This is a genomic window from Bacillus sp. JS (genome assembly GCF_000259365.1).
GTDB lineage: Bacteria > Bacillota > Bacilli > Bacillales > Bacillaceae > Bacillus > Bacillus stercoris.
In genome coordinates this window covers 109,834-135,354 of the sequence record NC_017743.1, presented here as the reverse complement: position 1 = coordinate 135,354, position 25,521 = coordinate 109,834, and the positions used below count along the sequence as shown (strand labels likewise).

Here is a 25,521-nt window from a genome sequence, read left to right as displayed (position 1 = left end):
CCATGGCAAAGCGGCCGGGTGTGTCAGCAACCTCTCACTTCATCGCAGTCAAAGACCAACATACACCATTATACAGAAAATAGGCGTATGTTGCAAGACTTATTTAAAATATGCATGGTTTGCACACTTTTTATATTATACAGGGGTTTTTCTTATTTATCAAGGACCTATCATAAATGGTACCGTGCATGACGACTTAGTGTACTAGCGAATAATGACGGCTCCTCAATATGCGGGGTATGAGCTGAATTCTCAAATTGAACCCAGCGCTTTTCGGGCGCCACGAGTTCTTGATAATACTGTTTCGATATTTCAGCTGGAACAATTAAGTCATGTTTCCCTGAAATGAAAACACACGGTACTTTAATAGAAGGAACAGATCTAAATGCATTAAACCTGTACAACTCATCTGTTAAATGTTTTTTGCTGAAGCGCAGTCCATTGAGGACGCTATGAATGTTTCGCACACCATATTCATTACCAGTAAGCATTTGAAATAAAACAGCAAGAGAATGCCGATGCAGGCGAGTGAATCCTCCTCTGCTTACCTCAACGCAAAATCGATAGATAAGAAGCTGGATATCCTGCTTCCAAGGCGGAGCCCCAATGAAACGTGTGAGCAAAGATAATATGCTGGCTTTCTTTGCTTCAGAAATTTTACGAATATGTCGATAAGCAGTTGATTCTTCATCGTGAGGGCTGACAACCTGACTGATTCCATAATAAGCGTAAAACAAGTCCGGGCGCTGCTGCACTGCATGAAGCGCCAGCATTGACCCCCAAGAATGACCGGCCAGATATAGTTTTGTTTTTGAAAAGTGAGCTAAGAGCCATTGAGTGACGTGGATTGTATCTTTAATGAAGTGATTTATTGTCATGGAGTGTTGTGAAATTCGTTTAGAATATGAAAGCCCTGATCCTCTCTGATCCCAATGAACTACAGTGAAATACCGTTCCAGCTCTTTTTGATAATGTCTAATGTATCCGATTTGCGGCGTACCCGGCCCGCCATGTAAAAAAAGCAGCAATGGATTTTCAATATCAACTCCATTAATCATCAGCATTTGCTTTGTATTTTCAATGCTCAGTTCTTTCATGATTGCGATTGATCTCTTTTCAGGAATCATAGATAGTAGCCCCTCGAATATGATAGATCCTATTATACAAGAAAAAGATAAGCAAACAAAAAACGAGACCCACAGTGGGTCTCGTTTAAAATCATACTATTACTCAGTGATTGTAGAAACAACGCCTGAACCAACAGTACGTCCGCCTTCACGAATAGAGAAACGAGTTCCTTCTTCGATAGCGATTGTAGAGATAAGTTCAACGTTCATTTCAGTGTTATCTCCAGGCATAACCATTTCTACGCCTTCTGGAAGATGGATGATACCAGTTACGTCAGTTGTACGGAAGTAGAACTGAGGACGGTAGTTAGAGAAGAATGGAGTGTGACGTCCACCCTCTTCTTTAGAAAGAACGTAAACTTCAGCTTTGAATTTGCTGTGTGGAGTGATTGTACCTGGTTTAGCAAGTACTTGACCACGTTGGATTTCTTCACGAGATACACCACGAAGAAGGGCACCAATGTTGTCACCAGCTTCAGCATAATCAAGAAGCTTACGGAACATTTCAACACCTGTAACAGTTGTTTTCTTGTTCTCTTCTTGTAGACCGATGATTTCAACTTCGTCACCGACTTTAACTTGTCCGCGTTCTACACGGCCAGTCGCTACTGTACCACGACCAGTGATTGAGAATACGTCCTCAACTGGCATCATGAATGGTTTTTCAGTGTCGCGTTCTGGAGTTGGGATGTACTCATCAACCGCATCCATAAGTTCGAAGATTTTAGCTTCGTACTCAGCGTCACCTTCAAGAGCTTTAAGAGCAGAACCTTTGATTACTGGTACATCATCACCAGGGAAGTCGTATTCGCTAAGAAGATCGCGAACTTCCATTTCAACTAGTTCAAGAAGCTCTTCGTCGTCTACCATGTCGCATTTGTTTAAGAATACAACGATGTATGGTACACCAACGTTTTTAGAAAGAAGGATGTGCTCACGAGTTTGTGGCATTGGGCCATCAGCAGCAGATACTACAAGGATAGCTCCGTCCATTTGCGCAGCACCAGTGATCATGTTTTTAACATAGTCAGCGTGTCCTGGGCAGTCAACGTGTGCATAGTGACGAGTTTCAGTTTCGTACTCAACGTGTGCAGTAGAGATTGTGATACCGCGCTCACGTTCTTCTGGAGCACCATCAATTTGATCGTACGCCATAGCTGTACCTTTACCAGATTTCTTATGAAGTACTGTTGTGATAGCAGCAGTTAAAGTTGTTTTACCATGGTCAACGTGTCCAATTGTACCAATATTGGCATGTGATTTGGAACGGTCGAATTTTTCTTTAGCCATTCTAAAATCCTCCTTAAGAGCTTTTAATTAGTAATGTATAGAGTGATAGGAAGTGAAAGAAAGCTTTCACTTCCTCATCTTACAATAGTAGTTATACTTGAGTTAAGCGGCAAAATCAATTATTCGCCTTTATTTTTTTTGATAATTTCTTCAGAAACGCTTTTCGGCACTTCTTCGTAGTGATCCATGAACATAGTGAACGTACCGCGACCTTGCGTATTAGAACGAAGTGCAGTAGCGTAACCGAACATTTCAGCAAGAGGAACCATAGCACGAACAACTTGAGCGTTACCGCGTGCTTCCATACCTTCTACGCGTCCGCGACGTGAAGTGATATCACCCATGATATCTCCCATGTATTCTTCTGGAATAACCACTTCTACTTTCATGATTGGTTCAAGAAGAACTGGGTTACATTTGCTGACTGCATTTTTCAATGCCATAGAAGCAGCAACTTTAAATGCCATTTCGTTTGAGTCAACATCATGGTAAGAACCGTCGAAAAGTTTAGCTTTAATGTCGATAAGCGGGAAGCCTGCTAGTACACCATTTTCAAGTGCATCTTCCAGACCTGCTTGAACAGCTGGGATGTATTCACGAGGAACGACCCCACCAACAATCGCATTTTCAAATTCAAAGCCCGCGCCTTCTTCGTTTGGTTCGAATTCGATCCAAACGTGTCCGAACTGACCGCGTCCACCAGACTGACGTACGAATTTACCTTCAACTTTTGCACCGGTACGGAATGTTTCACGGTACGCAACTTGAGGAGCACCAACATTGGCTTCTACTTTAAATTCGCGCTTCATACGGTCAACAATGATATCAAGGTGAAGTTCACCCATACCAGAGATGATCGTTTGGCCAGTTTCTGGGTTTGTTTGAGTACGGAATGTAGGATCTTCTTCAGCAAGTTTCGCTAAAGCGATACCCATTTTATCTTGGTCAGCTTTTGATTTAGGCTCAATAGCAACGTCGATAACTGGTTCTGGGAATTCCATTGACTCAAGGATAACAAGATCCTTCTCATCACATAGAGTATCTCCAGTAGTTGTATCTTTTAGACCTACAGCAGCTGCGATATCCCCTGCGTATACAGTAGAGATTTCTTCACGGCTGTTAGCGTGCATTTGAAGAATACGTCCAACACGCTCACGTTTGCCTTTAGTAGAGTTTTTCACGTATGAACCGGAATCAAGTGTTCCAGAGTACACACGGAAGAACGTCAACTTACCAACGTAAGGGTCAGTCATAACTTTAAATGCTAATGCAGAGAATGGCTCTTCATCAGAAGAATGACGCTCAATCTCTTCATTTGTATCAGGACGTGTACCTTTGATTGCAGCAACGTCAGTTGGTGCAGGAAGGTAGTCAAGAACAGCATCAAGTACGAGTTGAACACCTTTGTTTTTGAAGGCAGAACCAACAAGAACAGGGTAGAATTCAACATTTAATGTACCTTTACGGATACCTGCTTTTAACTCGTCAATTGTGATTTCTTCACCCTCAAGGTATTTATCCATAAGCTCTTCATCAAGCTCACATACAGCTTCAATAAGGCTGTTGCGAAGCTCTTCAGCTTGCTCTTTATACTCTTCAGGGATTTCTTTTGCATCAGAACGAGTTCCGAGGTCATCTTCGTAGAAATACGCAACGTTTTCTACAAGGTCGATGATACCTTCGAAATTATCTTCAGCACCGATCGGCAATTGAATTGCATGAGCGTTTGCTTGAAGACGATCTCTTAAAGTTCCTACAGAGTAAAGGAAGTCTGCACCGATTTTGTCCATTTTGTTAACAAAAACGATACGCGGTACTCCGTAAGTTGTTGCCTGACGCCAAACAGTTTCTGTTTGAGGCTCAACGCCTGATTGCGCATCAAGTACAGCAACAGCACCATCAAGTACACGAAGAGAACGTTCAACTTCAACTGTGAAGTCTACGTGTCCTGGAGTATCGATGATGTTTACGCGGTATCCTTTCCACTGTGCAGTTGTCGCAGCGGAAGTGATTGTGATACCACGTTCTTGTTCCTGCTCCATCCAGTCCATTTGTGAAGCTCCTTCATGAGTTTCACCAATTTTGTGGATACGACCAGTATAGAACAAGATACGTTCTGTAGTAGTCGTTTTACCGGCATCAATGTGAGCCATGATCCCGATATTACGAGTTTTGTCTAAGGAGAACTCTCTTGCCATTGGGTAATTTCTCCTTCCTTATTGGGAAATTGTGTTTTTTAGTATATAAATCCTACCAACGATAGTGAGCAAATGCTTTGTTTGCTTCAGCCATCTTATGAGTATCTTCACGTTTCTTAACAGCAGCACCAGTGTTGTTAGCTGCGTCAAGGATTTCGTTAGCTAAACGCTCTTCCATCGTTTTTTCTCCACGAAGACGAGCGTAGTTTACTAACCAGCGAAGTCCAAGAGTCGTACGACGTTCAGGACGAACTTCTACAGGAACTTGGTAGTTCGCACCACCTACACGGCGTGCTTTTACTTCAAGTACAGGCATGATGTTTTTCAATGCTTGTTCGAAAACCTCCATTGCATCATTGCCAGTACGTTCTTTAATGATATCGAATGACTTGTATAGGATTGTTTGAGACTTACCTTTTTTACCATCGATCATCATTTTGTTGATTAGACGAGATACAAGCTTAGAGTTGTAAATCGGATCAGGTAAAACATCTCTTTTTGCTACAGGACCTTTACGTGGCATCTGAATATCCTCCCTTCATCAATTATGCGTATTTTCGTTTATTATTTTGCTTTAGGTTTTTTCGTACCGTATTTAGAACGGCCTTGTGCACGGTTTTCAACTCCAGCAGTATCAAGCGCACCACGAACGATGTGGTAACGTACCCCTGGTAAGTCTTTTACACGTCCACCGCGGATAAGTACAACACTGTGCTCTTGCAGGTTGTGACCGATACCAGGAATGTAAGCAGTAACCTCGATTCCGTTAGTCAAACGAACACGAGCATATTTACGAAGTGCTGAGTTCGGTTTTTTCGGTGTCATTGTACCAACACGAGTACATACCCCGCGTTTTTGTGGAGAAGATACGTTAGTGTGCTCTTTTTTAAAGCTGTTGTATCCTTTGTTAAGTGCAGGAGACTTTGAGTTTTCTACTTTACTCACGCGTCCTTTGCGAATTAGCTGATTAATTGTAGGCATGATTTTTTCCTCCCTTCATTACGTTTTATAACCCACATACCCAGGTGGTTCATCAAAAGGCAAAAAACAATGTCTTTACACAAGATTGAATCTTACGCAAAAACAAAAGTACGTTATAAAATAATGGCAACAGCGGCTGCTCCTACCTCAATTCCGCAGGCTTTGCCGAGCTTTTTCATGGATTCAACCATTAAGACAGAGATACCTTGATCTTCCGCAAGTGAAACAACACTTGACGTGAGTATCGGATCTGCGTCCTTTGCAACGACTACTTCCTTTACTGAACCTCGCTTTAGAGCTTTCACTGTTTGCTTCGTACCAATAATAATTGATTTGGCCTGTGATACTTTATCATAAGACATAAACATATCCTCCAAAGTAACAGGTTTATTTCGAGCACCTTGGTTATATTATCATTCTAGAAGACGAATGTCAACAAGGTATGACATTTTTTAGTTTCTATCTTCTCATAGAGTGACTTTTTAATAAATATATCTGCTGAAAGACTGCAAAAACAGTCTTTCAGCAGAATGAAATCAGTTATTCAACCGGAACCATATCGTCAGTCGGCTGAACATTTGATACTGGTTTTACTTTACGGTATTTCATCATTCCTGTACCAGCTGGAACAAGTTTACCGATGATAACATTCTCTTTCAAGCCGAGAAGCTCGTCACGCTTACCTTTGATCGCTGCATCTGTAAGGACACGCGTTGTTTCCTGGAAGGAAGCAGCAGATAAGAATGAATCAGTTTCAAGAGATGCTTTTGTAATACCGAGTAAGACAGGACGGCCTGTAGCAGGTCGATTGCCTTCGAGCAACACCTTTTTGTTCGCTTCAGTAAATTGGTGGATGTCAAGCAATGTACCTGGAAGCACATCAGTGTCACCGGCATCAATTACGCGTACTTTACGAAGCATCTGGCGAACCATTACTTCTACGTGTTTATCACCGATTTCAACACCCTGCATACGGTAAACCTTTTGAACCTCATGGAGAAGATACTCTTGAACAGTCGTCAGGTCAGTCACTTTAAGAAGTTCTTTCGGATCGATTGAACCTTCTGTCAGTACTTGGCCACGAGTAATTTTATCTCCTTCCGCTACTTTCAGGCGGGAGTTGTAAGGTGCCGTATAAGAACGTGTTTCCACTGCGCCTTGAACCACAATTTCCTGCTGCTTATCACGAACTTCATTAATCTCAACGACTGTACCGTCGATTTCTGTAATTGTTGCCTGACCTTTCGGATTACGCGCTTCGAAAAGCTCTTGGATACGCGGAAGACCCTGTGTGATATCGTCTCCGGCAACCCCGCCTGTATGGAATGTACGCATTGTTAACTGTGTACCAGGCTCACCGATTGATTGGGCAGCAATGATTCCGACAGCTTCACCGACTTCAACATCGGAGCCAGTTGCAAGATTTCGGCCATAGCATCGTTTACATACACCATGAGGCGTATTACATGTGAAGGCAGAACGGATCCACACTTCTTCAATGCCAGCTTCGACAATCTCCAGCGCCTTATCTTCATCGATTAGTTCGTTTTCATTCACAAGCACTTCACCTGTTTCAGGGTGCTTCACTTGTTTTCGTGCAAAACGGCCGATTAAGCGTTCTTCTAAGCGCTCAATTGTTTCAGTTCCTTCTTTAAGAGGCTTAGCAAGAATGCCTCGGTCAGTTCCGCAATCAGTTTCACGGATGATAACATCCTGCGCAACGTCAACGAGACGGCGTGTAAGGTAACCTGAGTCAGCAGTTTTAAGAGCGGTATCGGCAAGACCTTTACGCGCACCGTGTGTGGAGATAAAGTACTCCAATACTGTCAGACCTTCACGGAAACTTGATTTGATCGGCAACTCAATGATACGTCCAGCCGGGTTGGCCATCAGGCCGCGCATTCCGGCAAGCTGCGTAAAGTTAGATGCGTTACCACGGGCACCAGAGTCACTCATCATGTAGATCGGGTTGAGTTCATCAAGTGATTTCATCAGTTTGCCTTGGATAACGTCTTTTGCAGCACTCCAGATAGAGATGACTCTCTCATAGCGTTCTTCTTCAGTGATAAGACCGCGGCGGAACTGCTTCATAACGTTGTCAACTTTGCTTTGCGCTTCTTCAAGAATTTCTTGTTTATCATCGAGTACGACGATGTCAGAAACCCCAACTGTAATACCAGCTTTTGTTGAATATTTGAAACCTAGGTTTTTCATGCGGTCAAGCATTTTAGACGTTTCCGTGATATGGAATCGTTTAAAGATTTCCGCGATGATTTTACCCAGAATACCTTTTTTGAACGGTGCATTGATTGGCTGCTGTGCGATGACAGCTTTAACGTCAGCACCTTTTTCCAAGAAGAAACGGTCAGGTGTTTTCTCTTCAATGTTGCTCTTCGTTGGTTCATTCATGTAAGGGAATGATTCCGGAAGAATTTCATTGAAGACAAGCTTACCGACAGTTGTAATTAACAATTTTGAGCGCTGTTCTTCGGTAAATGTCACATTCTTAAGGGAGTTAGCTGCAACAGCTACTCTCGTATGAAGGTGAACATATCCGTTTTGATAAGCAAGAAGCGCTTCGTCTGTATTCTTGAAGACCATACCTTCACCGACAGCACCGGCACGCTCAAGTGTCAGGTAATAGTTACCAAGTACCATATCCTGAGACGGAGTTACAACCGGTTTACCATCTTTAGGGTTCAAGATGTTTTGAGCAGCAAGCATCAAGATGCGTGCTTCAGCTTGTGCTTCAGCAGATAATGGTACGTGAACCGCCATTTGGTCACCGTCAAAGTCAGCGTTGTAAGCTGTACATACGAGCGGGTGAAGGCGGATTGCGCGTCCTTCAACAAGCGTTGGTTCAAACGCCTGAATACCTAATCTGTGAAGTGTAGGGGCACGGTTCAGCAGTACTGGGTGCTCCTTAATAACTGATTCTAATACATCCCAAACTTCAGGCTGTACGCGCTCAATTTTGCGTTTCGCACTCTTAATGTTGTGAGCAAGACCCTTTTCAACAAGTTCTTTCATAACGAAAGGCTTGAAGAGTTCAAGCGCCATTTCCTTCGGTAATCCGCATTGGTACATTTTCAAATGAGGACCAACAACGATTACAGAACGTCCGGAGTAATCGACACGTTTACCAAGAAGGTTTTGACGGAAACGGCCTTGCTTCCCTTTCAACATGTGAGAAAGAGATTTTAACGGTCTGTTACCAGGACCTGTTACAGGGCGTCCGCGGCGGCCGTTGTCAATTAAGGCATCGACAGCCTCTTGAAGCATACGCTTTTCGTTTTGAACGATGATGCTTGGCGCACCAAGGTCCAGAAGGCGTTTCAAACGATTGTTACGGTTGATGACACGACGATAAAGATCGTTCAAATCAGAAGTCGCAAAACGTCCGCCATCTAGCTGAACCATCGGTCTAAGCTCCGGAGGAATAACAGGAAGCACATCAAGGATCATCCAAGAAGGCTTGTTTCCTGAGTTACGGAAGGCTTCTAAAACTTCAAGACGTTTGATCGCACGAGTACGTCGTTGTCCTTGTGAAGTTTTCAGCTCTTCTTTTAACATATCAACTTCTTTTACAAGATCGATATCTTGAAGAAGTTTATGAATTGCTTCAGCACCCATAGATGCTTGGAATTTATTACCGTATTTATCAAGATAAGCACGGTATTCTTTCTCAGACAGAAGCTGTTTCTTTTCAAGCGGTGTATTTGCCGGGTCAGTTACAACGTAAGAAGCAAAGTAAATCACTTCTTCTAAAGCACGAGGTGACATATCCAGCACAAGACCCATACGGCTTGGAATACCTTTGAAATACCAAATGTGGGAAACTGGGGCAGCCAGTTCAATGTGCCCCATTCTCTCACGACGGACTTTAGCCCGTGTTACTTCGACTCCGCAGCGGTCACAAACTACGCCTTTATAACGAACTCGCTTGTACTTCCCGCAATGACATTCCCAGTCCTTAGTCGGTCCGAAAATGCGTTCGCAGAATAGACCGTCCTTTTCAGGTTTTAACGTACGATAGTTTATCGTTTCAGGCTTTTTCACTTCACCAAAAGACCATGAACGGATTTTATCCGGTGAAGCAAGACCGATGTTCATATACTCAAAATTGTTCACATCTAGCAAGGGGCCTACCTCCCTTTTTATCTTCGGATTAACCGATGTCACTTGCCTTTATAACTAGAGATTATTCTTTTGTTACTACATCACGTTCAACGTCTGCAGATGCTGTTTCTTCCGGCTCTTCATCACCTGATAATGCCAGGCCGTCAGCTTGTTTCGCATCTTCTTCGTCTTCTAAATCTCTCATTTCTATTTCTTCTTCATCACCAGAAAGGATTTTGACATCCATACCTAAGCTTTGAAGTTCTTTGATTAACACTTTGAATGATTCCGGAACACCTGGTTCAGGAACATTGTCGCCTTTAACGATGGCTTCGTATGTTTTCACACGCCCAACCACGTCATCAGACTTAACAGTCAGAATTTCTTGAAGAGTGTAAGCCGCACCGTAAGCTTCAAGTGCCCAAACCTCCATCTCACCGAAACGCTGTCCGCCAAATTGAGCTTTACCGCCAAGAGGCTGCTGCGTAACAAGTGAGTAAGGGCCTGTAGAACGCGCATGAAGTTTATCGTCAACCATGTGAGCCAGTTTGATCATATACATGATACCGACAGATACGCGGTTATCAAACGGCTCTCCAGTACGTCCGTCGTAAAGCACTGTTTTGGCGTCACGAGACATGCCGGCTTCTTCAAGTGTTTCCCAGACATCCTCTTCTCGAGCTCCGTCAAATACAGGAGATGCAATGTGAATGCCGAGGTAACGAGCGGCCATACCCATATGAAGTTCCAATACCTGCCCGATGTTCATACGTGATGGTACGCCCAGCGGGTTAAGCATGATATCAATTGGTGTGCCGTCAGGAAGGTAAGGCATATCCTCTTCAGGAAGAATCTTAGAGATAACACCTTTGTTACCGTGACGACCGGCCATTTTATCCCCTTCAGAAATCTTACGTTTCTGAACGATATATACGCGTACTAACTGGTTCACACCTGGAGGAAGTTCGTCTCCGTCTTCACGGTTGAAAACTTTAACGTCATGGATAATTCCTCCGCCGCCGTGAGGCACACGAAGAGAAGTATCACGAACCTCGCGGGCTTTCTCGCCAAAGATGGCGTGAAGCAGGCGTTCTTCAGCAGTCAGTTCAGTTACGCCTTTAGGCGTTACTTTACCAACAAGAAGATCTCCGTCTTTTACTTCTGCCCCGATACGGATGATTCCGCGGTCATCAAGATTGCGAAGCGCATCTTCACCGACGTTTGGAATATCGCGAGTGATTTCTTCAGGTCCAAGTTTCGTATCACGTGCTTCTGATTCGTATTCTTCAATGTGGATAGATGTATAAACATCATCCTTTACAAGGCGTTCACTCATGATGATGGCATCCTCATAGTTGTAACCATCCCATGTCATGAAGCCGACCATTACGTTACGGCCAAGTGCAAGTTCACCAAGCTCCATAGAAGGACCGTCAGCAAGGATTTCTCCTTTTACCACTTCATCGCCGACACTTACGATCGGACGCTGGTTGTAGCACGTACCTTGGTTAGAGCGGACAAATTTCAGCAGGCTGTATTTATCCAGGTTTCCTTTTACTTTTTGACCGTCTACTTCTTCATAACGTCGAACCCAAACGTTTTTCGCTTCTACGCGTTCAACGATACCAGGGTGTTTACAAATTACAGCGGCACCAGAGTCTTTTCCTGATACGTATTCCATACCAGTTCCAACGAATGGCGCTTCTGGCTGCATCAAAGGCACAGCCTGACGCTGCATGTTCGCTCCCATGAGGGCACGGTTGGAGTCATCGTTTTCTAAGAACGGGATACATGCTGTCGCAGCAGATACAACCTGCTTAGGCGATACATCCATGTAGTCTACACGGTTTCTGGAAACAACAGTGTTCTCCCCGCGGAAACGAGCTACGATGCTGTCATCAATAAAGGCGCCTTCGTCATCAAGACGAGCGTTTGCTTGAGCGACAACATAGTTATCCTCTTCATCAGCAGTTAAGTAATCGATTCTGCCCGTTACCTTCCCTGTTTCAGGATCAACGCGGCGATATGGCGTTTCAATAAAGCCAAAACGGTTTACTTTTGCATAAGATGATAGTGAGTTGATCAAACCGATGTTCGGGCCCTCAGGCGTTTCAATCGGACACATACGGCCATAGTGGGAGTAGTGAACGTCACGCACTTCCATTCCGGCACGCTCACGTGTCAATCCGCCCGGTCCTAATGCTGACAGACGGCGCTTATGCGTTAACTCAGCAAGCGGGTTCGTCTGATCCATGAATTGAGAAAGCTGTGAGCTTCCAAAGAACTCTTTTATGGACGCAATAACAGGACGAATATTGATCAGCTGCTGAGGCGTAATTGTATTCGTATCTTGAATTGACATTCTCTCACGAACCACACGCTCCATACGGCTTAAACCGATACGGAATTGGTTCTGGAGAAGCTCGCCTACAGAACGTAAACGGCGGTTTCCAAGATGATCGATATCATCTGTGTCGCCTACTCCGTGCAGCAGGTTGAAGAAGTAGCTGATTGAAGAAATAATATCAGCAGGCGTGATGTTTTTAATCTCTTCTTCAATGTAAGCATTGCCGATTACATTAATAACCTGTTCTCCTTCTTGATCAGTCGGAGCAAAGATTTTAATGGATTGAAGAGTCACTTCATCTTCAACAACGCCGCCATTCGGATACAGCTTTCTGAAACCGATTCCGTTTTCTAAGTATGGCAGTACTTTATCAAGTGTTCTTCTATCAAGAATCTGCCCTTTTTCAGCAAGGATTTCTCCTGTTTCAGGATCAACGAGCGTTTCAGCAAGTCTCTGATTGAAGAGGCGATTCTTAATATGAAGTTTTTTATTAATTTTATAGCGTCCTACATTGGCAAGATCGTATCGTTTCGGATCAAAGAAACGAGAATCAAGCAAGCTTTTCGCATTTTCTACTGTAGGCGGCTCTCCAGGACGGAGACGCTCGTAAATTTCAAGCAACGCTTTGTCGCTGTTTTCTGTGTTATCTTTATCAAGCGTATTTCTCAGGTATTCGTTTTCTCCTATGAGATCAAGAATCTCTTGATCGGAGCCGAAGCCGAGAGCACGCAAAAGAACCGTAACCGGCAACTTACGTGTGCGATCAATGCGGACATAAACAACATCTTTCGCATCAGTTTCGTATTCTAACCATGCGCCACGGTTTGGAATGACAGTTGCGGTAAAACCTTTTTTACCGTTCTTGTCTACTTTACCACTGAAATATACACTTGGAGACCGAACAAGCTGGGAAACGATAACGCGTTCCGCACCGTTAATGATAAAAGTACCTGTATCTGTCATAATAGGGAAATCACCCATGAAGACATCTTGGTCTTTTACCTCTCCAGTTTCTTTGTTAATTAAACGAACCTTCACTCTTAGCGGAGCTGAGTAAGTCACATCACGTTCTTTTGATTCCTCTACAGGATATTTAGGCTCACCTAAACTATAATCAATGAACTCAAGAGAGAGGTTACCAGTGAAATCCTCAATTGGTGATATGTCTTGAAACATCTCTCTAAGACCCTCATCAAGAAACCACTGATAAGAAGAGGTTTGAATTTCAATGAGATTTGGTAATTCTAACACTTCGCTAATGCGAGCATAGCTTCTGCGCTGGCGGTGTCGTCCATACTGAACTAGTTGACCTGTCAACTGATTCACCCCTCAAATCATGCGTATTATATGTGTAATAAGCATTTCTTCCAAAGAAAGAAAATACTTTTACAAGACAAAAGAAAAAAGGGTTTCTAATTAAGAAAACCACATCCAAAAACAAATACCGATTTTATTAGCATTTCCATACTTGTATAATTTATACATAGATATTGACAATTCATCATATCAAGCAAAATATATACATTGGCATTTTACAATATTAACATAGTTAAAATACCGAGTCAAACTTTTTTTGCTTTTATGATATAATAGCCTTTCTTTTTTTGAACGACAGAAACTTCATCGAACAGTTCCTCGAGCTTTTCAATGGCAGAAGGCGCGCCTTGCTTTTTCTGTATGACGATCCACAACTCACCTGAAGCTTTTAAGTGTTCAGCGCTTTTCTCAAAGATAGCATGGACAACTTTTTTTCCGGCTCGGATTGGGGGATTTGTAAGAATAGAAGCAAATGTTTGAGCAGAATCAACGTTTGAAAACAAATCGCTTTGATAAATTTTAACGTTTGTTATTCCATTCTGTTCCGCATTTCCATTTGATAGTTCTACGGCTCTCTCATTAACATCAATCATGTGGATAGTCCGGTCTTTAAAGTCGCTGGCCAGCGATAAACCAATCGGCCCGTACCCGCAGCCTACATCCAAAATGCTGCCCTCAACCTCAGGCTCTTCAAAAGAATCAATCAGCAGGCGGGAGCCGAAATCAACTTCTTTTTTAGAAAAAACCCCGCTGTCGCTGGTAAACGTGAAATCTTTATTCCGAAGCCTAAAAGACCAGGTTTGCTTGTTGCTTTTCACTGAAGGTTTTTCTGAATAATAGTGCTCACTCATTATTAGAACCTCCTTTTTTCATGGCTTAAAGAATGGCAAAGAAAAAGCTCGCCTCATAAAAGCGAGCTTCCCCTCCAGGTAAGTGAAGATTACTTAACTTCTACAGAAGCGCCAACTTCTTCAAGTTTAGCTTTAAGCTCTTCAGCTTCTTCTTTAGCAATACCTTCTTTAAGTGGTTTTGGAGTGTTGTCAACAAGTTCTTTAGCTTCTTTCAAGCCAAGACCAGTGATTTCACGTACAACTTTGATAACTTTGATTTTTTGAGATCCTGCACCAGCAAGGATAAGGTCGAATTCGCTTTGCTCTTCAGCAGCTCCGCCTGCAGCAGCTCCGCCAGCTACAGCTACAGGAGCTGCAGCAGTTACGCCAAATTCTTCTTCGATTGCTTTTACTAGGTCGTTCAATTCAAGTACAGTTGCTTCTTTAACGGAAGCAATGATTTCTTCGATATTTAAAGCCATTTGTAATTCCTCCATTTTGTTTTAATTTATGAAAAACTGATTAGATTAAGCGCCTTGTTCTTCCTTTTGTTCTGCCACAGCTTTTGCAGCAAGAGCAAAGTTGCGAACTGGAGCTTGAAGTACGCTAAGCAACATAGAAAGCAAGCCTTCGCGTGATGGAAGTTCAGCAAGAGCTTTCACTTCTTCAACAGTAGAAACTTTACCTTCGATTACGCCAGCTTTGATTTCAAGAGCTTCGTGATTTTTAGCGAAGTCATTCAGAACTTTAGCCGGAGCGACAACATCTTCAGTGCTGAATGCGATCGCGTTCGGTCCAGTTAAGAAATCATTCAAACCATTAAGCTCAGCTTGTTCAACCGCACGGCGAGTCATCGTATTTTTGTAAACTTTGAACTCAACGTTAGCTTCGCGAAGCTGTTTACGAAGTTCAGTTACTTCAGAAACGTTAAGTCCGCGATAGTCAACGATGATCGTTGATTTACTTTCTTTCAGTTTAGAAGCAATTTCTTCAACAACAACTTTTTTAGTTTCAATTGCGCTGCTCATGGTTACACCTCCTGTAGATTCTTGTGTAACACTTATACCGTTAGGTGATCACGACTGAGACGACGGATTCCATATAAAAAGCCTCCATGAGACATGGAGGCTGTATATACAAGCATACGTAACGTAATAGCTGTGATAATATACACCTCGGTAGGATGATTAAGCGGTTAGGCCCCTACTGTCTACGGTATAAATGATATTCTATTTTACAACATTTTGAATAATATCAGAATGTTGATGTCATGTCAATATTATTTTACGTTAAAAGTTGAAGAGTCTACTTTGACACCAGGTCCCATAGTAGAAGTTACAGCAACGTTTTTCACGTAAACGCCTTTAGCTGCGGCAGGTTTAGCTTTCAGGATTGTATCGTACATTGTTGTGAAGTTCTCAACAAGTTTTTCATCCTCGAAAGAAACTTTACCGATAGGAACATGAATGTTTCCAGCTTTATCTACGCGGTATTCAACTTTACCAGCTTTGATTTCGCCGATCGCTTTTTCAACTTCGAAAGTAACTGTACCAGTTTTAGGGTTTGGCATTAAACCTTTTGGTCCAAGTACACGACCGATTTTACCAACTTCACCCATCATGTCAGGTGTAGCTACGATTACGTCGAAATCGAACCAGCCTTGTTGAATTTTGTTGATGTAGTCAGTATCTCCTACGTAATCTGCACCAGCAGCTTCAGCTTCTTTCGCTTTTTCGCCTTTTGCGAAAACGAGAACGCGCTGAGTTTTACCAGTTCCGTTTGGAAGCACAACTGCTCCGCGGATTTGCTGGTCGTTTTTACGAGGGTCAACCCCTAAACGGAAAGCCACTTCAACTGTAGCGTCGAATTTAGCTGTGTTTGTTTTTTTAACGAGAGCTACTGCTTCAGAAACGTCGTAAGCTTTAGAACGGTCTACAAGCTTAGCAGCTTCAACGTACTTTTTACCTTTTTTAGCCATTTTAAAATTTCCTCCTTATGTGGTTATAGCGGAATAACCTCCCACGAATAAGGGTTGCGAACTTGTTAAAACTCGCAACCCGACAAGAAACAAATTAATCCTCGATTACAATACCCATACTGCGGGCAGTACCTTCAACCATGCGCATTGCCGCTTCAACGTCTGCTGCGTTTAAGTCAGGCATTTTCGTTTCAGCGATTTCGCGTACTTTATCGCGCTTAACGGTTGCCACTTTATTACGGTTTGGTTCACCAGAACCAGACTCAATTCCAGCTGCTTTTTTAAGCAATACTGCAGCAGGTGGAGTTTTTGTAATAAATGTAAATGAACGGTCTTCGTAAACCGAAATTTCAACAGGAATGATTAAACCAGCTTGGTCAGCTGTACGAGCGTTAAACTCCTTACAGAATCCCATGATGTTAACACCGGCTTGACCAAGTGCAGGTCCAACTGGTGGTGCTGGGTTAGCTTTTCCAGCAGGAATTTGCAATTTTACAACTTTAACTACTTTTTTAGCCACGAGACACACCTCCTTAAGTCCGTGATGTGGTAATAGGGTAAACCCTCCCACTCAAGGTTTCATTCTTTATATGAATGACGAAATATCATGCTAGTTGCCTTGGATAAGTCCAAGACGTACCTTTGCTATATTATCATTTATATATAGCAATTTCAAGTTTTTTCACATTACAATTTATCGATTTGGGTAAATTCCAGCTCAACCGGCGTTTCGCGGCCGAACATATTAACGAAAACTTTGACCTTGCTTTTGTCATAATCAATCTCTTCAATCGATCCAGTAAAGTTAGCAAAAGGTCCGTCTATTACTTTCACTGTCTCTTTCAGTTCAAAGTCAATATCAGTTTTGCGTTCGTCCATGCCCATTCTCTTCAGAATGGTTTCTGCTTCGCCTGGAAGAAGCGGCGTCGGTTTTGAACCTGATCCGGCAGATCCTACGAATCCAGTAACACCCGGCGTGTTGCGGACAACATACCAAGAGTCGTCTGTCATTACAATTTCAACAAGCACATAACCAGGGAATACTTTCTTTTTCACGACTTTTTTCTTGCCGTTTTTGATATCCGTTTCTTCTTCTTCGGGTACGACTACACGGAAAATTTTATCCTGCATCCCCATTGATTCAACACGTTTTTCCAAGTTGGCTTTTACTTTATTCTCGTAACCAGAGTACGTGTGAACAACATACCAATTCTTTTCCATTCTCTTCAGGACTGTCCAGTCCTTCCCTCCCCGCATTTGGTTTTAGTGAATTACCATAACGCTTCAAAAAATAGGCGGCAAGCCTATGATAACTTTCATTTTAAGCCACAATAAAAAACCCGCTGAACGGGTTTTGGCAAGTAATATTATGATCTATTATAGCACGTATTGCTGATCATTATTCAACTATTAAACGAATTAATTGAGAAATTCCTGTGTCAAGGAGGGCAAAAAAGATAACAAAAAAGATAACTGTTGAAATTACCGTAATGGTATAACGCGTTAACTCTTTTCCTTTAGGCCAGCTTACCTTTTTCATTTCTTTCCCAACATCTTTAAAGAATTTCATAATACGCATGTAAAAGACCTCCACAATTTAAAAAGCGCAAAAACTATTTTGTTTCAAGATGAGCTGTATGTGAATTGCAAGTACTGCAGTATTTCTTTACTTCTAATCGCTCAGCCGCTGATGCAGAGCTCTTCATTGTCGTATAATTACGGTTTCCGCATGTCTTGCATGCTAACGTAATCTTTTTTCTCATGTCATTACACCTTTTTCTAAATAGACATTAGTTCTTATCTTTAGTAACATATCATAGTCAGAAAAATACTGTCAATATAGCTTAAATTCCTATTACAAACTGATTTCGCGAATTTCCAAGTACTTCTCCAGCTTGCGTTTCACACGCTGAAGGGCATTGTCGATCGATTTCACATGTCGGTTCAGTTCATCGGAAATCTCTTGGTAACTTCTCCCGTCGAGATATAAGGCGAGTACTTTTCTCTCTAAATCACTTAGTAGTTCTCCCATTTTCATTTCAATGTCATCAAATTCTTCCTGATTAATGATCATTTCCTCAGGATTTAAGGTTTTCGCCCCTGAAATGACATCAAGCAGCGTTCGGTCTGATTCTTCATCAAAAATCGGTTTATCTAATGAGACGTAGGAATTCAAAGGAATGTGTTTCTGGCGAGTAGCTGTCTTTATTGCGGTAATAATTTGGCGGGTAATACATAATTCTGCGAAAGCTTTGAAAGAGGTAAGCTTGTCCTCTTTGAAGTCACGAATAGACTTATAGAGGCCTATCATGCCTTCCTGAACAATATCTTCTCTGTCCGCCCCTATTAAGAAATAGGATCTTGCTTTCGCCCGAACAAAGTTTCGGTACTTCGTAATCAAGTAATCTAACGCATCACTGTCCCCAACATGAACCTTTTCAATGACCTGCTCGTCCTCCAACTGGCAAAACTGCTCTTTGTTGAATTTTCCCTTGTTGTTCTGTAGATTCACTCCGATCCCCCCGGCGCACGTAGATAGAAATATTATACAGTATTGGGCAAAAAAGCGTCAACTTAATCTAAGTCTCCCCGCCTCCACTTTTCAAACGTTTTCAAAACCTCTTCCGATAAAGCAATTTTACCCGCCGGCTTTTCGGAAGTGATTTTTCTTACCCGTCTCTCTATTCGCCTTTCAATCGCTTCTACCTCTCTCAAAAGCTCCCGGGCCGATTTCCGCAATGCCCCCTGTCCGAAAATCGCCCATTGCTCAGTATAGTCAGAGGTCGCAACGTGAATTTGAGTCGCAATATTATTCAAAGCCTGAGCGAGCTTTTCTATCCGCTCATCAGCCGTCTCATTTTCTTTTGTAAAAATCACTTCAACTCGATGGTTGGTCTGTTTTTTCTCAAGCCCTTTAACGAGATGCGCGTCAAAAACAACAATAACCCTGTTTCCTGTATACGATTGATATTCCGCCATTTTCTGAATCAGTACGTCTCTCGCCTCTTCGAAACTGTTCGCTTTTAAATCCTTCAGCTGCGGCCAGGCTCCAATCATGTTGTACCCGTCTACTAACAGGATATCCATGGGTCTTTATTCTCCCAGAGGGTTTCGTTTCCGGTAGACTTCATACATCAAAAGACCAGCCGCGACAGATGCATTTAGTGAAGTTACCTTTCCGGCCATCGGGAGTTTAATGAGAAAATCACACTTTTCTTTCACGAGTCGGCCCATCCCTTTTCCTTCACTTCCGATGACTAAAGCCAAAGGCATATTGCCGTCCATATTGCGGTAATCCTCACGCGCGGACGCATCCGTTCCAACAACCCAGATTCCCCGTTCTTTCATCTCTTCTAACGTCCGTGCCAAATTGGTGACTCTTGCTACAGGAATGTGTTCAATTGCCCCTGTTGAAGCTTTTGCCACTGTTGTTGTCAGCCCGACAGCTCTCCGTTTTGGAATGACGATGCCATGAGCGCCGACCGCATCAGCTGTTCTCATAATGGAACCAAGATTATGAGGGTCTTCAAGCTCGTCCAGAATGAGGAAGAAAGGCTGTTCATTTCTTTCTTCGGCCGCTTTATATAAATCGTCCAGTTCTGCATATTCATACGCTGCAACCTGTGCCACAACGCCTTGATGCTGTCCTGTCACCATTTGATCGAGTTTTTTTCTCGGGACGTATTGAATCGTGATTCCCTGCTTTTTCGCAAGCTCAATCACTTGCTGTGCCTGTCCCTTTACGGTGTTTTCCGCCATCCACAGCTTATACAGCTTCCGATCAGATTTTAACGTCTCGATCACTGCATTCTTCCCTATGACGTAATCATGTTGCTGACTCATTTGTTTTCCTCCCTGACGTCCCGAATTGTATAGCTTCGGCTATGAGCTGACTAAGCCGTTCCTCTCTTTTCTCTAGAAAAAGGTAGCCCAGAAGCGCTTCAAATGCTGTACTATAGCGGTACGTCTGAACATCTGTATTTTTAGGTGTTGTTCCTGACTTGGCATTTCTGCCTCTTTTCAGCACCGCTTCCTCTTCTTCCGTAAAAAATGATTGATTCTGCAGAAAAAATAGGATCTCAGCCTGCGACTTTGCCGAAACAATCCGGCTTGATTTCTTATGAAGATCATTTGGTTTGGTAAAGCCCTGCTTAAGCAGGTGATGCCTTACATACACTTCAAAAATGGCATCACCTATATAAGCAAGCGCAAGACCGTTAAGCTGCTTTGAATCTTTTATCGTATCAAATTCAAGCATCCGTTATTCTCCCCGTTTCCAGCGAGTGCCTTGAGCCGTATCTTCAAGAATGATATTCATGCTTTTCAGCTGGTCGCGAATCTGGTCTGACAACGCAAAATCGCGATTCCGGCGCGCTTCATTTCGTTTTTCAATTAAGTCTTCAATCTCTTGATCGAGAAGTTCCTGCTCACCCAATGAAAAACCGAGAACAGAAACAATACGGTCAAACATCTGGATAAACGCCGTAATTACATGATCAGCTGTATGGTCTTTCTGAAGATAATAATTGGCATGCTTCGCTAAGTCGAACAAGACAGAAATCGCATTCGCCGTATTAAAGTCATCGTCCATCGCTTCTTCAAATGCTTTGCGGTGTTCTTCAACTTTCTCAAGCCATTGATCGTCATCCTCCGTTAAATTCGTACTGCTGTTCAGACGGTGCTGAAGATTGCTGTACGCTGTTTTTAAACGGTTAAATGCGCTTTTCGTATTTTCTAGAAGCTCTTCTGAATAGTTAATCGGATGGCGATAATGAACAGATAGCATAAAGAATCTCAAAAGCTGCGGATCATGCTGTTTAATGATGTCATGCACAAGCACAAAGTTGCCCAGTGATTTTGACATTTTTTCATTATCAATATTGATATAGCCATTATGGAGCCAGTACTTCGCAAACGTTTTTCCTGTCAATGCCTCAGATTGCGCAATTTCGTTTTCATGGTGAGGGAATGTTAAATCCTGTCCGCCCGCATGGATATCAATCTGGTCACCCAGATATTTTTTCACCATTGCTGAGCATTCAATGTGCCAGCCCGGACGTCCTTTTCCCCAAGGGCTATCCCAGGAGATTTCTCCTTCTTTTGCCGCTTTCCACAGTGCGAAATCAAGAGCATCTTCTTTTTTCTCGCCGACCCGGATGCGTGCACCTGATCTTAGCTCATCGATTGATTGCTGAGAAAGCTTTCCGTATCCTTCAAACGCTCTTGTTTTGAAATAAACGTCACCTTCTGATTCATAAGCGTAGCCCTTTTTCACGAGCTGATCTACGAATTCAATAATGGCATCCATGTTTTCCATCACCCGCGGATGAAGGTCGGCTTTTCGGCATCCGAGCGCACCTACATCTTCAAAATATGCTTTAATAAAACGCTCTGAGATGGTAGGCACATCCTCACCAAGCTCATTTGCCGCTTTAATTAATTTATCGTCTACGTCTGTGAAGTTAGAGACATACTGCACATCATAGCCTTTGTACTCCAAATAGTTTCGAACCGTATCGTAAACGATAGCCGGACGCGCGTTTCCGATGTGAATGTAATTGTAAACTGTCGGTCCGCATACGTACATTTTCACTTTCCCCTCTTCAAGAGGAACGAATGTTTCCTTCTGTCTAGTCAATGTATTATAAAGTGTGATTGTCATTTTTGATTGATCCTTTCTTTTCTGTCTTCAAGTTCTGCCTTCAGCTCTAAAATCTGCTGTTCCAAAGACTTAAAGCGGTCAGCAACCGGATCGGGCAAATCCTGATGGTTTAAATCGCGTCTTACCTTCTTGCCATTTTGTACAACGACCCGTCCGGGGATACCGACAACTGTTGAAAAATCGGGAACATCATGCAGCACTACTGAACCAGCGCCAATCTTTGAGCCTTCACCGACCGTAATTGAACCGAGCACTTTAGCACCTGTGGCTATCAATGCGTCATCTTTAATCGTTGGGTGCCTTTTTCCCTTTTCTTTCCCCGTTCCCCCAAGGGTAACCCCCTGAAAAACGGTTACGTTATTGCCGATTTCACATGTCTCCCCAATGACAACCCCCATGCCGTGGTCTATGAAAAATCTTCTCCCAATTGTAGCGCCGGGGTGGATTTCGATCCCGGTAAAAAATCGGCTTACTTGAGATATAAGGCGTGCAAGGAAATAAAATTTTCGTTTATATAAAGCATGTGCAATCCGATGCGCCCATATAGCATGTAAACCGGAATAAGTTAAAATCACTTCAAAATAGCTTCTTGCTGCAGGATCTTGATCGAAAACAGTATCAATGTCTTCTTTTAGCATTCTAAAAAACACATGCTTCCCCCCGTTTCTCTATCTGATTTCCTCTGCCCAATAAAAAAAGCGTCTCTGCATGAAAACATGACAGAGACGCTTTAACCGCGCGGTTCCACTCTGTTTGAAAAGCAGACTCCTGCTCTCCCAACTTCAGCCTGTAACGGCGGCGGCCGCCTTTGAATACTGATTTTTAAAAACGTTCTTCAAAGGTCTTAAGGGCGCACTTCTAAAACCCGGCTCATGGATCTCTCTCAGCCAATGAAGATCCTTTCTGTAATGGCCTAAAGCTTTATACTCTTCCCTGTCAACAATCATTTATTTAGATATTTTTCAAACGCTGAATCGCAGTCTCTTTACCGATCAATTCGATTGATTGCGGCAGTTCCGGACCGTGAGTTTGCCCTGTAACAGCAACACGAATCGGCATAAACAGTTTTTTCCCTTTGTGGCCAGTTTCTTTCTGCACTGCTTTGATCGATGCTTTGATATTATCTGGAGTGAACTCCTCAAGCTCTTCAAGCTTCGCAGCGAATGTGCTGAGCACTTCAGGAACCTGCTCCTCTTCCAGAACAGCTTTCGCTTCTTGATTATACTCGATCTCATCCGCAAAGAACAAATCAGTCAGCTCAACAATTTCGGCACCGTAGCTTAATTGCTCATGATACAGGGAAATCAATTTGCGAACCCACTCTTGTTCTTCAGCAGAAAGCTCAGTGCCAACTTTGCCGGCTTTTTGCAAATGCGGAAGCGTCAGTTCAACAACCTGATCAAGATCCAGCTTCTTCACATATTGGTTGTTAACCCATTTTAGCTTATGCATATCAAACAAAGCTGGTGATTTAGATAAACGATTTACATCAAAAATTTCAATAAACTGCTCTTTTGTGAAAAGCTCTTCTTCTCCAACCGGTGACCAGCCTAGCAGCCCGATAAAGTTGAACAGCGCTTCTGGCAAGTAGCCAAGCTCTTTGTACTGCTCGATGAATTGAATAATGGATTCATCACGTTTGCTGAGCTTTTTACGGCTTTCGTTTACAATCAGCGTCATATGTCCGAACTGTGGAATATCCCACCCGAATGCTTGATAGATCATAATCTGTTTCGGTGTGTTAGAAATATGATCCTCACCGCGCAGCACGTGTGTCATTTTCATTAAGTAGTCATCAATAGCTACCGCGAAGTTATAAGTAGGCGTTCCGTCCTTTTTCACAATAACGAAGTCGCCAATGCCATCTGATTCAAAAGAAATTTCGCCTTTTACGATGTCGTTGAAGGCGATGACTTTTCCTTCTGGAACACGGAAACGAATACTCGGCTTTCTGCCTTCAGCAATAAATTTCTCCTGTTCTTCCTGAGTCAGATCTCTGTGTTTCCCAGAATACCGTGGCATTTCTCCGCGGGCAATCTGCTCTTCACGCTCTTTTTCAAGCTCTTCTTCCGTACAGTAGCATTTATAAGCAAGCCCTTTTTCAAGGAGCTCTTCATAGTACACTTTATAGATATCGTTACGCTCTGACTGACGGTATGGGCCGTACTCTCCGCCGACATCCACACTCTCATCCCAGTCAATACCTAGCCACTTCAGATAATTCAGCTGGCTTTGTTCTCCGCCCTCAATATTGCGCTTTTTATCAGTGTCCTCAACACGAATGATAAACTTACCGCCTTGATTGCGAGCAAATAAATAATTAAAAAGCGCCGTTCTGGCATTTCCAATATGCAAATGTCCGGTTGGACTCGGTGCATAACGGACGCGTACTTCGTTTCCCATTTTCAAATACTTCCTTTCATGTCATGTATGGCCTCAGGCAAAAATGTATGAATCTATTCTACCACCAAATAGACCCAGCATCAAAACAAGTTAGCCTTTTTGTATCAGTACTGTCGCCTGAGCCGCTATTCCTTCCGCCCGTCCTGTAAATCCAAGCTTTTCTGTCGTTGTTGCTTTTACATTTACCTGTGAAACCTCTGCCTCAAGGCCTTCAGCGATTCTTTTTCTCATATCTTCTATGTATGGCAGCATCTTCGGCTTTTGCGCTATGATGGTGCAATCAATGTTCCCAAGGACATACCCTTTTTGTTTCACGATTCCCCAAACATGCTGAAGTAATTTGAAAGAGTCTGCGTCCTTGAACTCAGGATCTGTGTCAGGAAAATGCTTGCCAATATCACCTTCACCCACAGCTCCCAGGCAGGCGTCAGCGACAGTATGCAGCAATACGTCTGCATCAGAATGGCCAAGCAGCCCTTTTTCGTACGGGATTTCAATTCCGCCAATAATCAGAGGACGGCCCTCCACTAATTGATGCACATCAAATCCTTGTCCAATTCTAAACATGTTTATTCCCACTTTCTGATTCCATGATAGCTTCAGCTGACGTCAAATCGTCTGGCGTCGTCAGCTTAATATTTGTATAACTGCCTTCTACAACACGGACCGAACCGCCTTCCATCTGTTCAACGAGGCTGGCGTCATCCGTCCCTAAAAATCCCTTGCGCTCGGCCTCAGCGTGAGCCTCCAACAATAAAGAAAGACGAAAAGCTTGTGGCGTTTGGACAGCCCACAAGCTTGAACGTTCAATCGTCTCGCTGACTTGTAAATCTTGAACGCGTTTAATTGTATCTTTTACCGGAACAGCGAGGATGGCCGCTCCTGTCTGTTCCGCCTCTGCGATCAGTTCGTCAATTTGTTCATGTTTTATAAATGGGCGGGCACCGTCATGTACAAGGACGATCTTTTCTTGCTTTACGGCTTTCAGCCCCTTATAAACACTGTGCTGACGCTCATCTCCGCCTGCAACAAGCTCAATCGATGTTTGAAACGGATAATCGGTCAGCATTTGCTGAAATTGCTCCCGCTCCTGCTCGTTAATCACCAAAATGATTTTTTTGCACTGCCGGTGGCTGTCAAACACTCTTAACGTGTGTATGATCACCGGGTCTCCTTTCAGCTCAATGAACAGTTTATTTCTCCCTGCCTTCATCCGCTTTCCCTGTCCGGCTGCAGGAATCACCACATCATAACTCATTGTTTTTTCTC

Annotated in this window: 25 protein-coding genes and 2 other annotated features; all 25 genes read right to left on the bottom strand. The window is 43.0% G+C overall.

From position 1 onward, the window contains the following. Positions 1 to 170: 170 nt before the first annotated feature. Entirely contained in the window at positions 171 to 1,127 is a 957-nt protein-coding gene (locus tag MY9_RS00725) for an alpha/beta fold hydrolase (RefSeq protein ID WP_014662530.1), read from the bottom strand. Positions 1,128 to 1,226: 99 nt separating this feature from the next. Continuing rightward, positions 1,227 to 2,417 (bottom strand): elongation factor Tu, encoded by a 1,191-nt coding sequence (gene tuf, locus MY9_RS00720; protein WP_003242008.1) that lies wholly within the window; start codon positions 2,415 to 2,417, stop codon positions 1,227 to 1,229. A gap of 119 nt (positions 2,418 to 2,536) precedes the next feature. Continuing rightward, positions 2,537 to 4,615, bottom strand: a complete 2,079-nt coding sequence (gene fusA / locus MY9_RS00715; protein WP_014662529.1) for an elongation factor G — start codon at positions 4,613 to 4,615, stop codon at positions 2,537 to 2,539. Between the two features lie 52 nt (positions 4,616 to 4,667). Beyond that, positions 4,668 to 5,138 (bottom strand): 30S ribosomal protein S7, encoded by a 471-nt coding sequence (gene rpsG / locus MY9_RS00710; RefSeq protein WP_003225784.1) that lies wholly within the window; start codon positions 5,136 to 5,138, stop codon positions 4,668 to 4,670. 41 nt (positions 5,139 to 5,179) lie between these two features. Next, positions 5,180 to 5,596, bottom strand: coding sequence for a 30S ribosomal protein S12 (gene rpsL / locus MY9_RS00705; protein WP_003225781.1), 417 nt, complete (start codon positions 5,594 to 5,596; stop codon positions 5,180 to 5,182). A 113-nt stretch (positions 5,597 to 5,709) separates the two neighbouring features. Continuing rightward, on the bottom strand, positions 5,710 to 5,958 hold the full coding sequence (locus MY9_RS00700) for a 50S ribosomal protein L7ae-like protein (RefSeq protein ID WP_003242012.1): 249 nt from the start codon (positions 5,956 to 5,958) through the stop codon (positions 5,710 to 5,712). A gap of 178 nt (positions 5,959 to 6,136) precedes the next feature. Beyond that, positions 6,137 to 9,736, bottom strand: a complete 3,600-nt coding sequence (gene rpoC, locus MY9_RS00695; protein ID WP_004399688.1) for a DNA-directed RNA polymerase subunit beta' — start codon at positions 9,734 to 9,736, stop codon at positions 6,137 to 6,139. A 61-nt stretch (positions 9,737 to 9,797) separates the two neighbouring features. Then, on the bottom strand, positions 9,798 to 13,379 hold the full coding sequence (rpoB, locus tag MY9_RS00690) for a DNA-directed RNA polymerase subunit beta (RefSeq protein WP_009966326.1): 3,582 nt from the start codon (positions 13,377 to 13,379) through the stop codon (positions 9,798 to 9,800). Positions 13,380 to 13,624: 245 nt separating this feature from the next. Next, positions 13,625 to 14,230, bottom strand: a complete 606-nt coding sequence (locus MY9_RS00685; RefSeq protein ID WP_014662527.1) for a class I SAM-dependent methyltransferase — start codon at positions 14,228 to 14,230, stop codon at positions 13,625 to 13,627. Between the two features lie 89 nt (positions 14,231 to 14,319). Then, on the bottom strand, positions 14,320 to 14,691 hold the full coding sequence (gene rplL, locus MY9_RS00680; RefSeq protein ID WP_003156436.1) for a 50S ribosomal protein L7/L12: 372 nt from the start codon (positions 14,689 to 14,691) through the stop codon (positions 14,320 to 14,322). A 45-nt stretch (positions 14,692 to 14,736) separates the two neighbouring features. Beyond that, positions 14,737 to 15,237: a 50S ribosomal protein L10 gene (gene rplJ, locus MY9_RS00675; RefSeq protein WP_014662526.1), complete on the bottom strand. Its 501-nt coding sequence runs from the start codon at positions 15,235 to 15,237 to the stop codon at positions 14,737 to 14,739. Between the two features lie 65 nt (positions 15,238 to 15,302). Beyond that, positions 15,303 to 15,443, bottom strand: a sequence feature (ribosomal protein L10 leader region). A gap of 45 nt (positions 15,444 to 15,488) precedes the next feature. Beyond that, positions 15,489 to 16,187 carry a 50S ribosomal protein L1 gene (gene rplA, locus MY9_RS00670; RefSeq protein ID WP_003242022.1) on the bottom strand — a complete coding sequence of 233 codons (699 nt, stop codon included), beginning with the start codon at positions 16,185 to 16,187 and terminating at the stop codon, positions 15,489 to 15,491. Positions 16,188 to 16,281: 94 nt separating this feature from the next. After that, positions 16,282 to 16,707, bottom strand: coding sequence for a 50S ribosomal protein L11 (gene rplK, locus MY9_RS00665; RefSeq protein WP_003156430.1), 426 nt, complete (start codon positions 16,705 to 16,707; stop codon positions 16,282 to 16,284). Positions 16,708 to 16,874: 167 nt separating this feature from the next. Further along, positions 16,875 to 17,408 (bottom strand): transcription termination/antitermination protein NusG, encoded by a 534-nt coding sequence (nusG, locus tag MY9_RS00660; protein WP_003225764.1) that lies wholly within the window; start codon positions 17,406 to 17,408, stop codon positions 16,875 to 16,877. Between the two features lie 178 nt (positions 17,409 to 17,586). Then, positions 17,587 to 17,766, bottom strand: coding sequence for a preprotein translocase subunit SecE (gene secE, locus MY9_RS00655; protein WP_004399676.1), 180 nt, complete (start codon positions 17,764 to 17,766; stop codon positions 17,587 to 17,589). A 34-nt stretch (positions 17,767 to 17,800) separates the two neighbouring features. After that, on the bottom strand, positions 17,801 to 17,950 hold the full coding sequence (gene rpmG, locus MY9_RS00650) for a 50S ribosomal protein L33 (protein WP_003156421.1): 150 nt from the start codon (positions 17,948 to 17,950) through the stop codon (positions 17,801 to 17,803). 92 nt (positions 17,951 to 18,042) lie between these two features. Next, positions 18,043 to 18,699: an RNA polymerase sporulation sigma factor SigH gene (sigH, locus tag MY9_RS00645; RefSeq protein ID WP_014662524.1), complete on the bottom strand. Its 657-nt coding sequence runs from the start codon at positions 18,697 to 18,699 to the stop codon at positions 18,043 to 18,045. A gap of 62 nt (positions 18,700 to 18,761) precedes the next feature. Beyond that, on the bottom strand, positions 18,762 to 19,274 hold the full coding sequence (gene rae1, locus MY9_RS00640; protein ID WP_003225756.1) for a ribosome-dependent mRNA decay endonuclease Rae1/YacP: 513 nt from the start codon (positions 19,272 to 19,274) through the stop codon (positions 18,762 to 18,764). Between the two features lie 6 nt (positions 19,275 to 19,280). Then, on the bottom strand, positions 19,281 to 20,030 hold the full coding sequence (rlmB, locus tag MY9_RS00635; RefSeq protein ID WP_003225755.1) for a 23S rRNA (guanosine(2251)-2'-O)-methyltransferase RlmB: 750 nt from the start codon (positions 20,028 to 20,030) through the stop codon (positions 19,281 to 19,283). Then, positions 20,014 to 20,445 carry a mini-ribonuclease 3 gene (locus tag MY9_RS00630; RefSeq protein ID WP_014662523.1) on the bottom strand — a complete coding sequence of 144 codons (432 nt, stop codon included), beginning with the start codon at positions 20,443 to 20,445 and terminating at the stop codon, positions 20,014 to 20,016. Before MY9_RS00630 ends, rlmB begins: the two co-directional genes overlap by 17 nt. 3 nt (positions 20,446 to 20,448) lie before the next feature. Further along, positions 20,449 to 21,849, bottom strand: a complete 1,401-nt coding sequence (gene cysS / locus MY9_RS00625; RefSeq protein WP_014662522.1) for a cysteine--tRNA ligase — start codon at positions 21,847 to 21,849, stop codon at positions 20,449 to 20,451. Beyond that, positions 21,846 to 22,499, bottom strand: coding sequence for a serine O-acetyltransferase (gene cysE, locus MY9_RS00620; RefSeq protein ID WP_003225749.1), 654 nt, complete (start codon positions 22,497 to 22,499; stop codon positions 21,846 to 21,848). The genes cysS and cysE overlap by 4 nt, the downstream gene beginning before the upstream one ends. A 68-nt stretch (positions 22,500 to 22,567) precedes the next feature. Then, positions 22,568 to 22,798 (bottom strand) — a binding site (T-box leader). Positions 22,799 to 22,800: 2 nt separating this feature from the next. Continuing rightward, on the bottom strand, positions 22,801 to 24,252 hold the full coding sequence (gltX, locus tag MY9_RS00610; RefSeq protein ID WP_014662519.1) for a glutamate--tRNA ligase: 1,452 nt from the start codon (positions 24,250 to 24,252) through the stop codon (positions 22,801 to 22,803). 90 nt (positions 24,253 to 24,342) lie between these two features. Beyond that, on the bottom strand, positions 24,343 to 24,819 hold the full coding sequence (gene ispF / locus MY9_RS00605) for a 2-C-methyl-D-erythritol 2,4-cyclodiphosphate synthase (RefSeq protein ID WP_014475594.1): 477 nt from the start codon (positions 24,817 to 24,819) through the stop codon (positions 24,343 to 24,345). Then, positions 24,812 to 25,510, bottom strand: a complete 699-nt coding sequence (gene ispD, locus MY9_RS00600; RefSeq protein WP_014662518.1) for a 2-C-methyl-D-erythritol 4-phosphate cytidylyltransferase — start codon at positions 25,508 to 25,510, stop codon at positions 24,812 to 24,814. The genes ispF and ispD overlap by 8 nt, the downstream gene beginning before the upstream one ends. Positions 25,511 to 25,521 lie beyond the last annotated feature (11 nt).

Excerpts from the sequence above, each read along its gene's own strand:
- MY9_RS00725 (WP_014662530.1), bottom strand. The coding sequence starts at position 1,127 with ATGATTCCTGAAAAGAGATCAATCGCAATCATGAAAGAACTGAGCATT.
- rpmG (WP_003156421.1), bottom strand. The coding sequence starts at position 17,950 with ATGAGAAAAAAGATTACGTTAGCATGCAAGACATGCGGAAACCGTAAT.
- rpsG (WP_003225784.1), bottom strand. The coding sequence starts at position 5,138 with ATGCCACGTAAAGGTCCTGTAGCAAAAAGAGATGTTTTACCTGATCCG.
- secE (WP_004399676.1), bottom strand. The coding sequence starts at position 17,766 with ATGCGTATTATGAAATTCTTTAAAGATGTTGGGAAAGAAATGAAAAAG.
- tuf (WP_003242008.1), bottom strand. The coding sequence starts at position 2,417 with ATGGCTAAAGAAAAATTCGACCGTTCCAAATCACATGCCAATATTGGT.
- rplA (WP_003242022.1), bottom strand. The coding sequence starts at position 16,187 with ATGGCTAAAAAAGGTAAAAAGTACGTTGAAGCTGCTAAGCTTGTAGAC.
- fusA (WP_014662529.1), bottom strand. The coding sequence starts at position 4,615 with ATGGCAAGAGAGTTCTCCTTAGACAAAACTCGTAATATCGGGATCATG.
- ispD (WP_014662518.1), bottom strand. The coding sequence starts at position 25,510 with ATGAGTTATGATGTGGTGATTCCTGCAGCCGGACAGGGAAAGCGGATG.
- rplL (WP_003156436.1), bottom strand. The coding sequence starts at position 14,691 with ATGGCTTTAAATATCGAAGAAATCATTGCTTCCGTTAAAGAAGCAACT.
- rpsL (WP_003225781.1), bottom strand. The coding sequence starts at position 5,596 with ATGCCTACAATTAATCAGCTAATTCGCAAAGGACGCGTGAGTAAAGTA.
- nusG (WP_003225764.1), bottom strand. The coding sequence starts at position 17,408 with ATGGAAAAGAATTGGTATGTTGTTCACACGTACTCTGGTTACGAGAAT.
- MY9_RS00630 (WP_014662523.1), bottom strand. The coding sequence starts at position 20,445 with ATGCTTGAATTTGATACGATAAAAGATTCAAAGCAGCTTAACGGTCTT.
- cysS (WP_014662522.1), bottom strand. The coding sequence starts at position 21,849 with ATGACAATCACACTTTATAATACATTGACTAGACAGAAGGAAACATTC.
- gltX (WP_014662519.1), bottom strand. The coding sequence starts at position 24,252 with ATGGGAAACGAAGTACGCGTCCGTTATGCACCGAGTCCAACCGGACAT.
- MY9_RS00700 (WP_003242012.1), bottom strand. The coding sequence starts at position 5,958 with ATGTCTTATGATAAAGTATCACAGGCCAAATCAATTATTATTGGTACG.
- ispF (WP_014475594.1), bottom strand. The coding sequence starts at position 24,819 with ATGTTTAGAATTGGACAAGGATTTGATGTGCATCAATTAGTGGAGGGC.
- rlmB (WP_003225755.1), bottom strand. The coding sequence starts at position 20,030 with ATGAGTCAGCAACATGATTACGTCATAGGGAAGAATGCAGTGATCGAG.
- rae1 (WP_003225756.1), bottom strand. The coding sequence starts at position 19,274 with ATGGATATCCTGTTAGTAGACGGGTACAACATGATTGGAGCCTGGCCG.
- rplJ (WP_014662526.1), bottom strand. The coding sequence starts at position 15,237 with ATGAGCAGCGCAATTGAAACTAAAAAAGTTGTTGTTGAAGAAATTGCT.
- MY9_RS00685 (WP_014662527.1), bottom strand. The coding sequence starts at position 14,230 with ATGAGTGAGCACTATTATTCAGAAAAACCTTCAGTGAAAAGCAACAAG.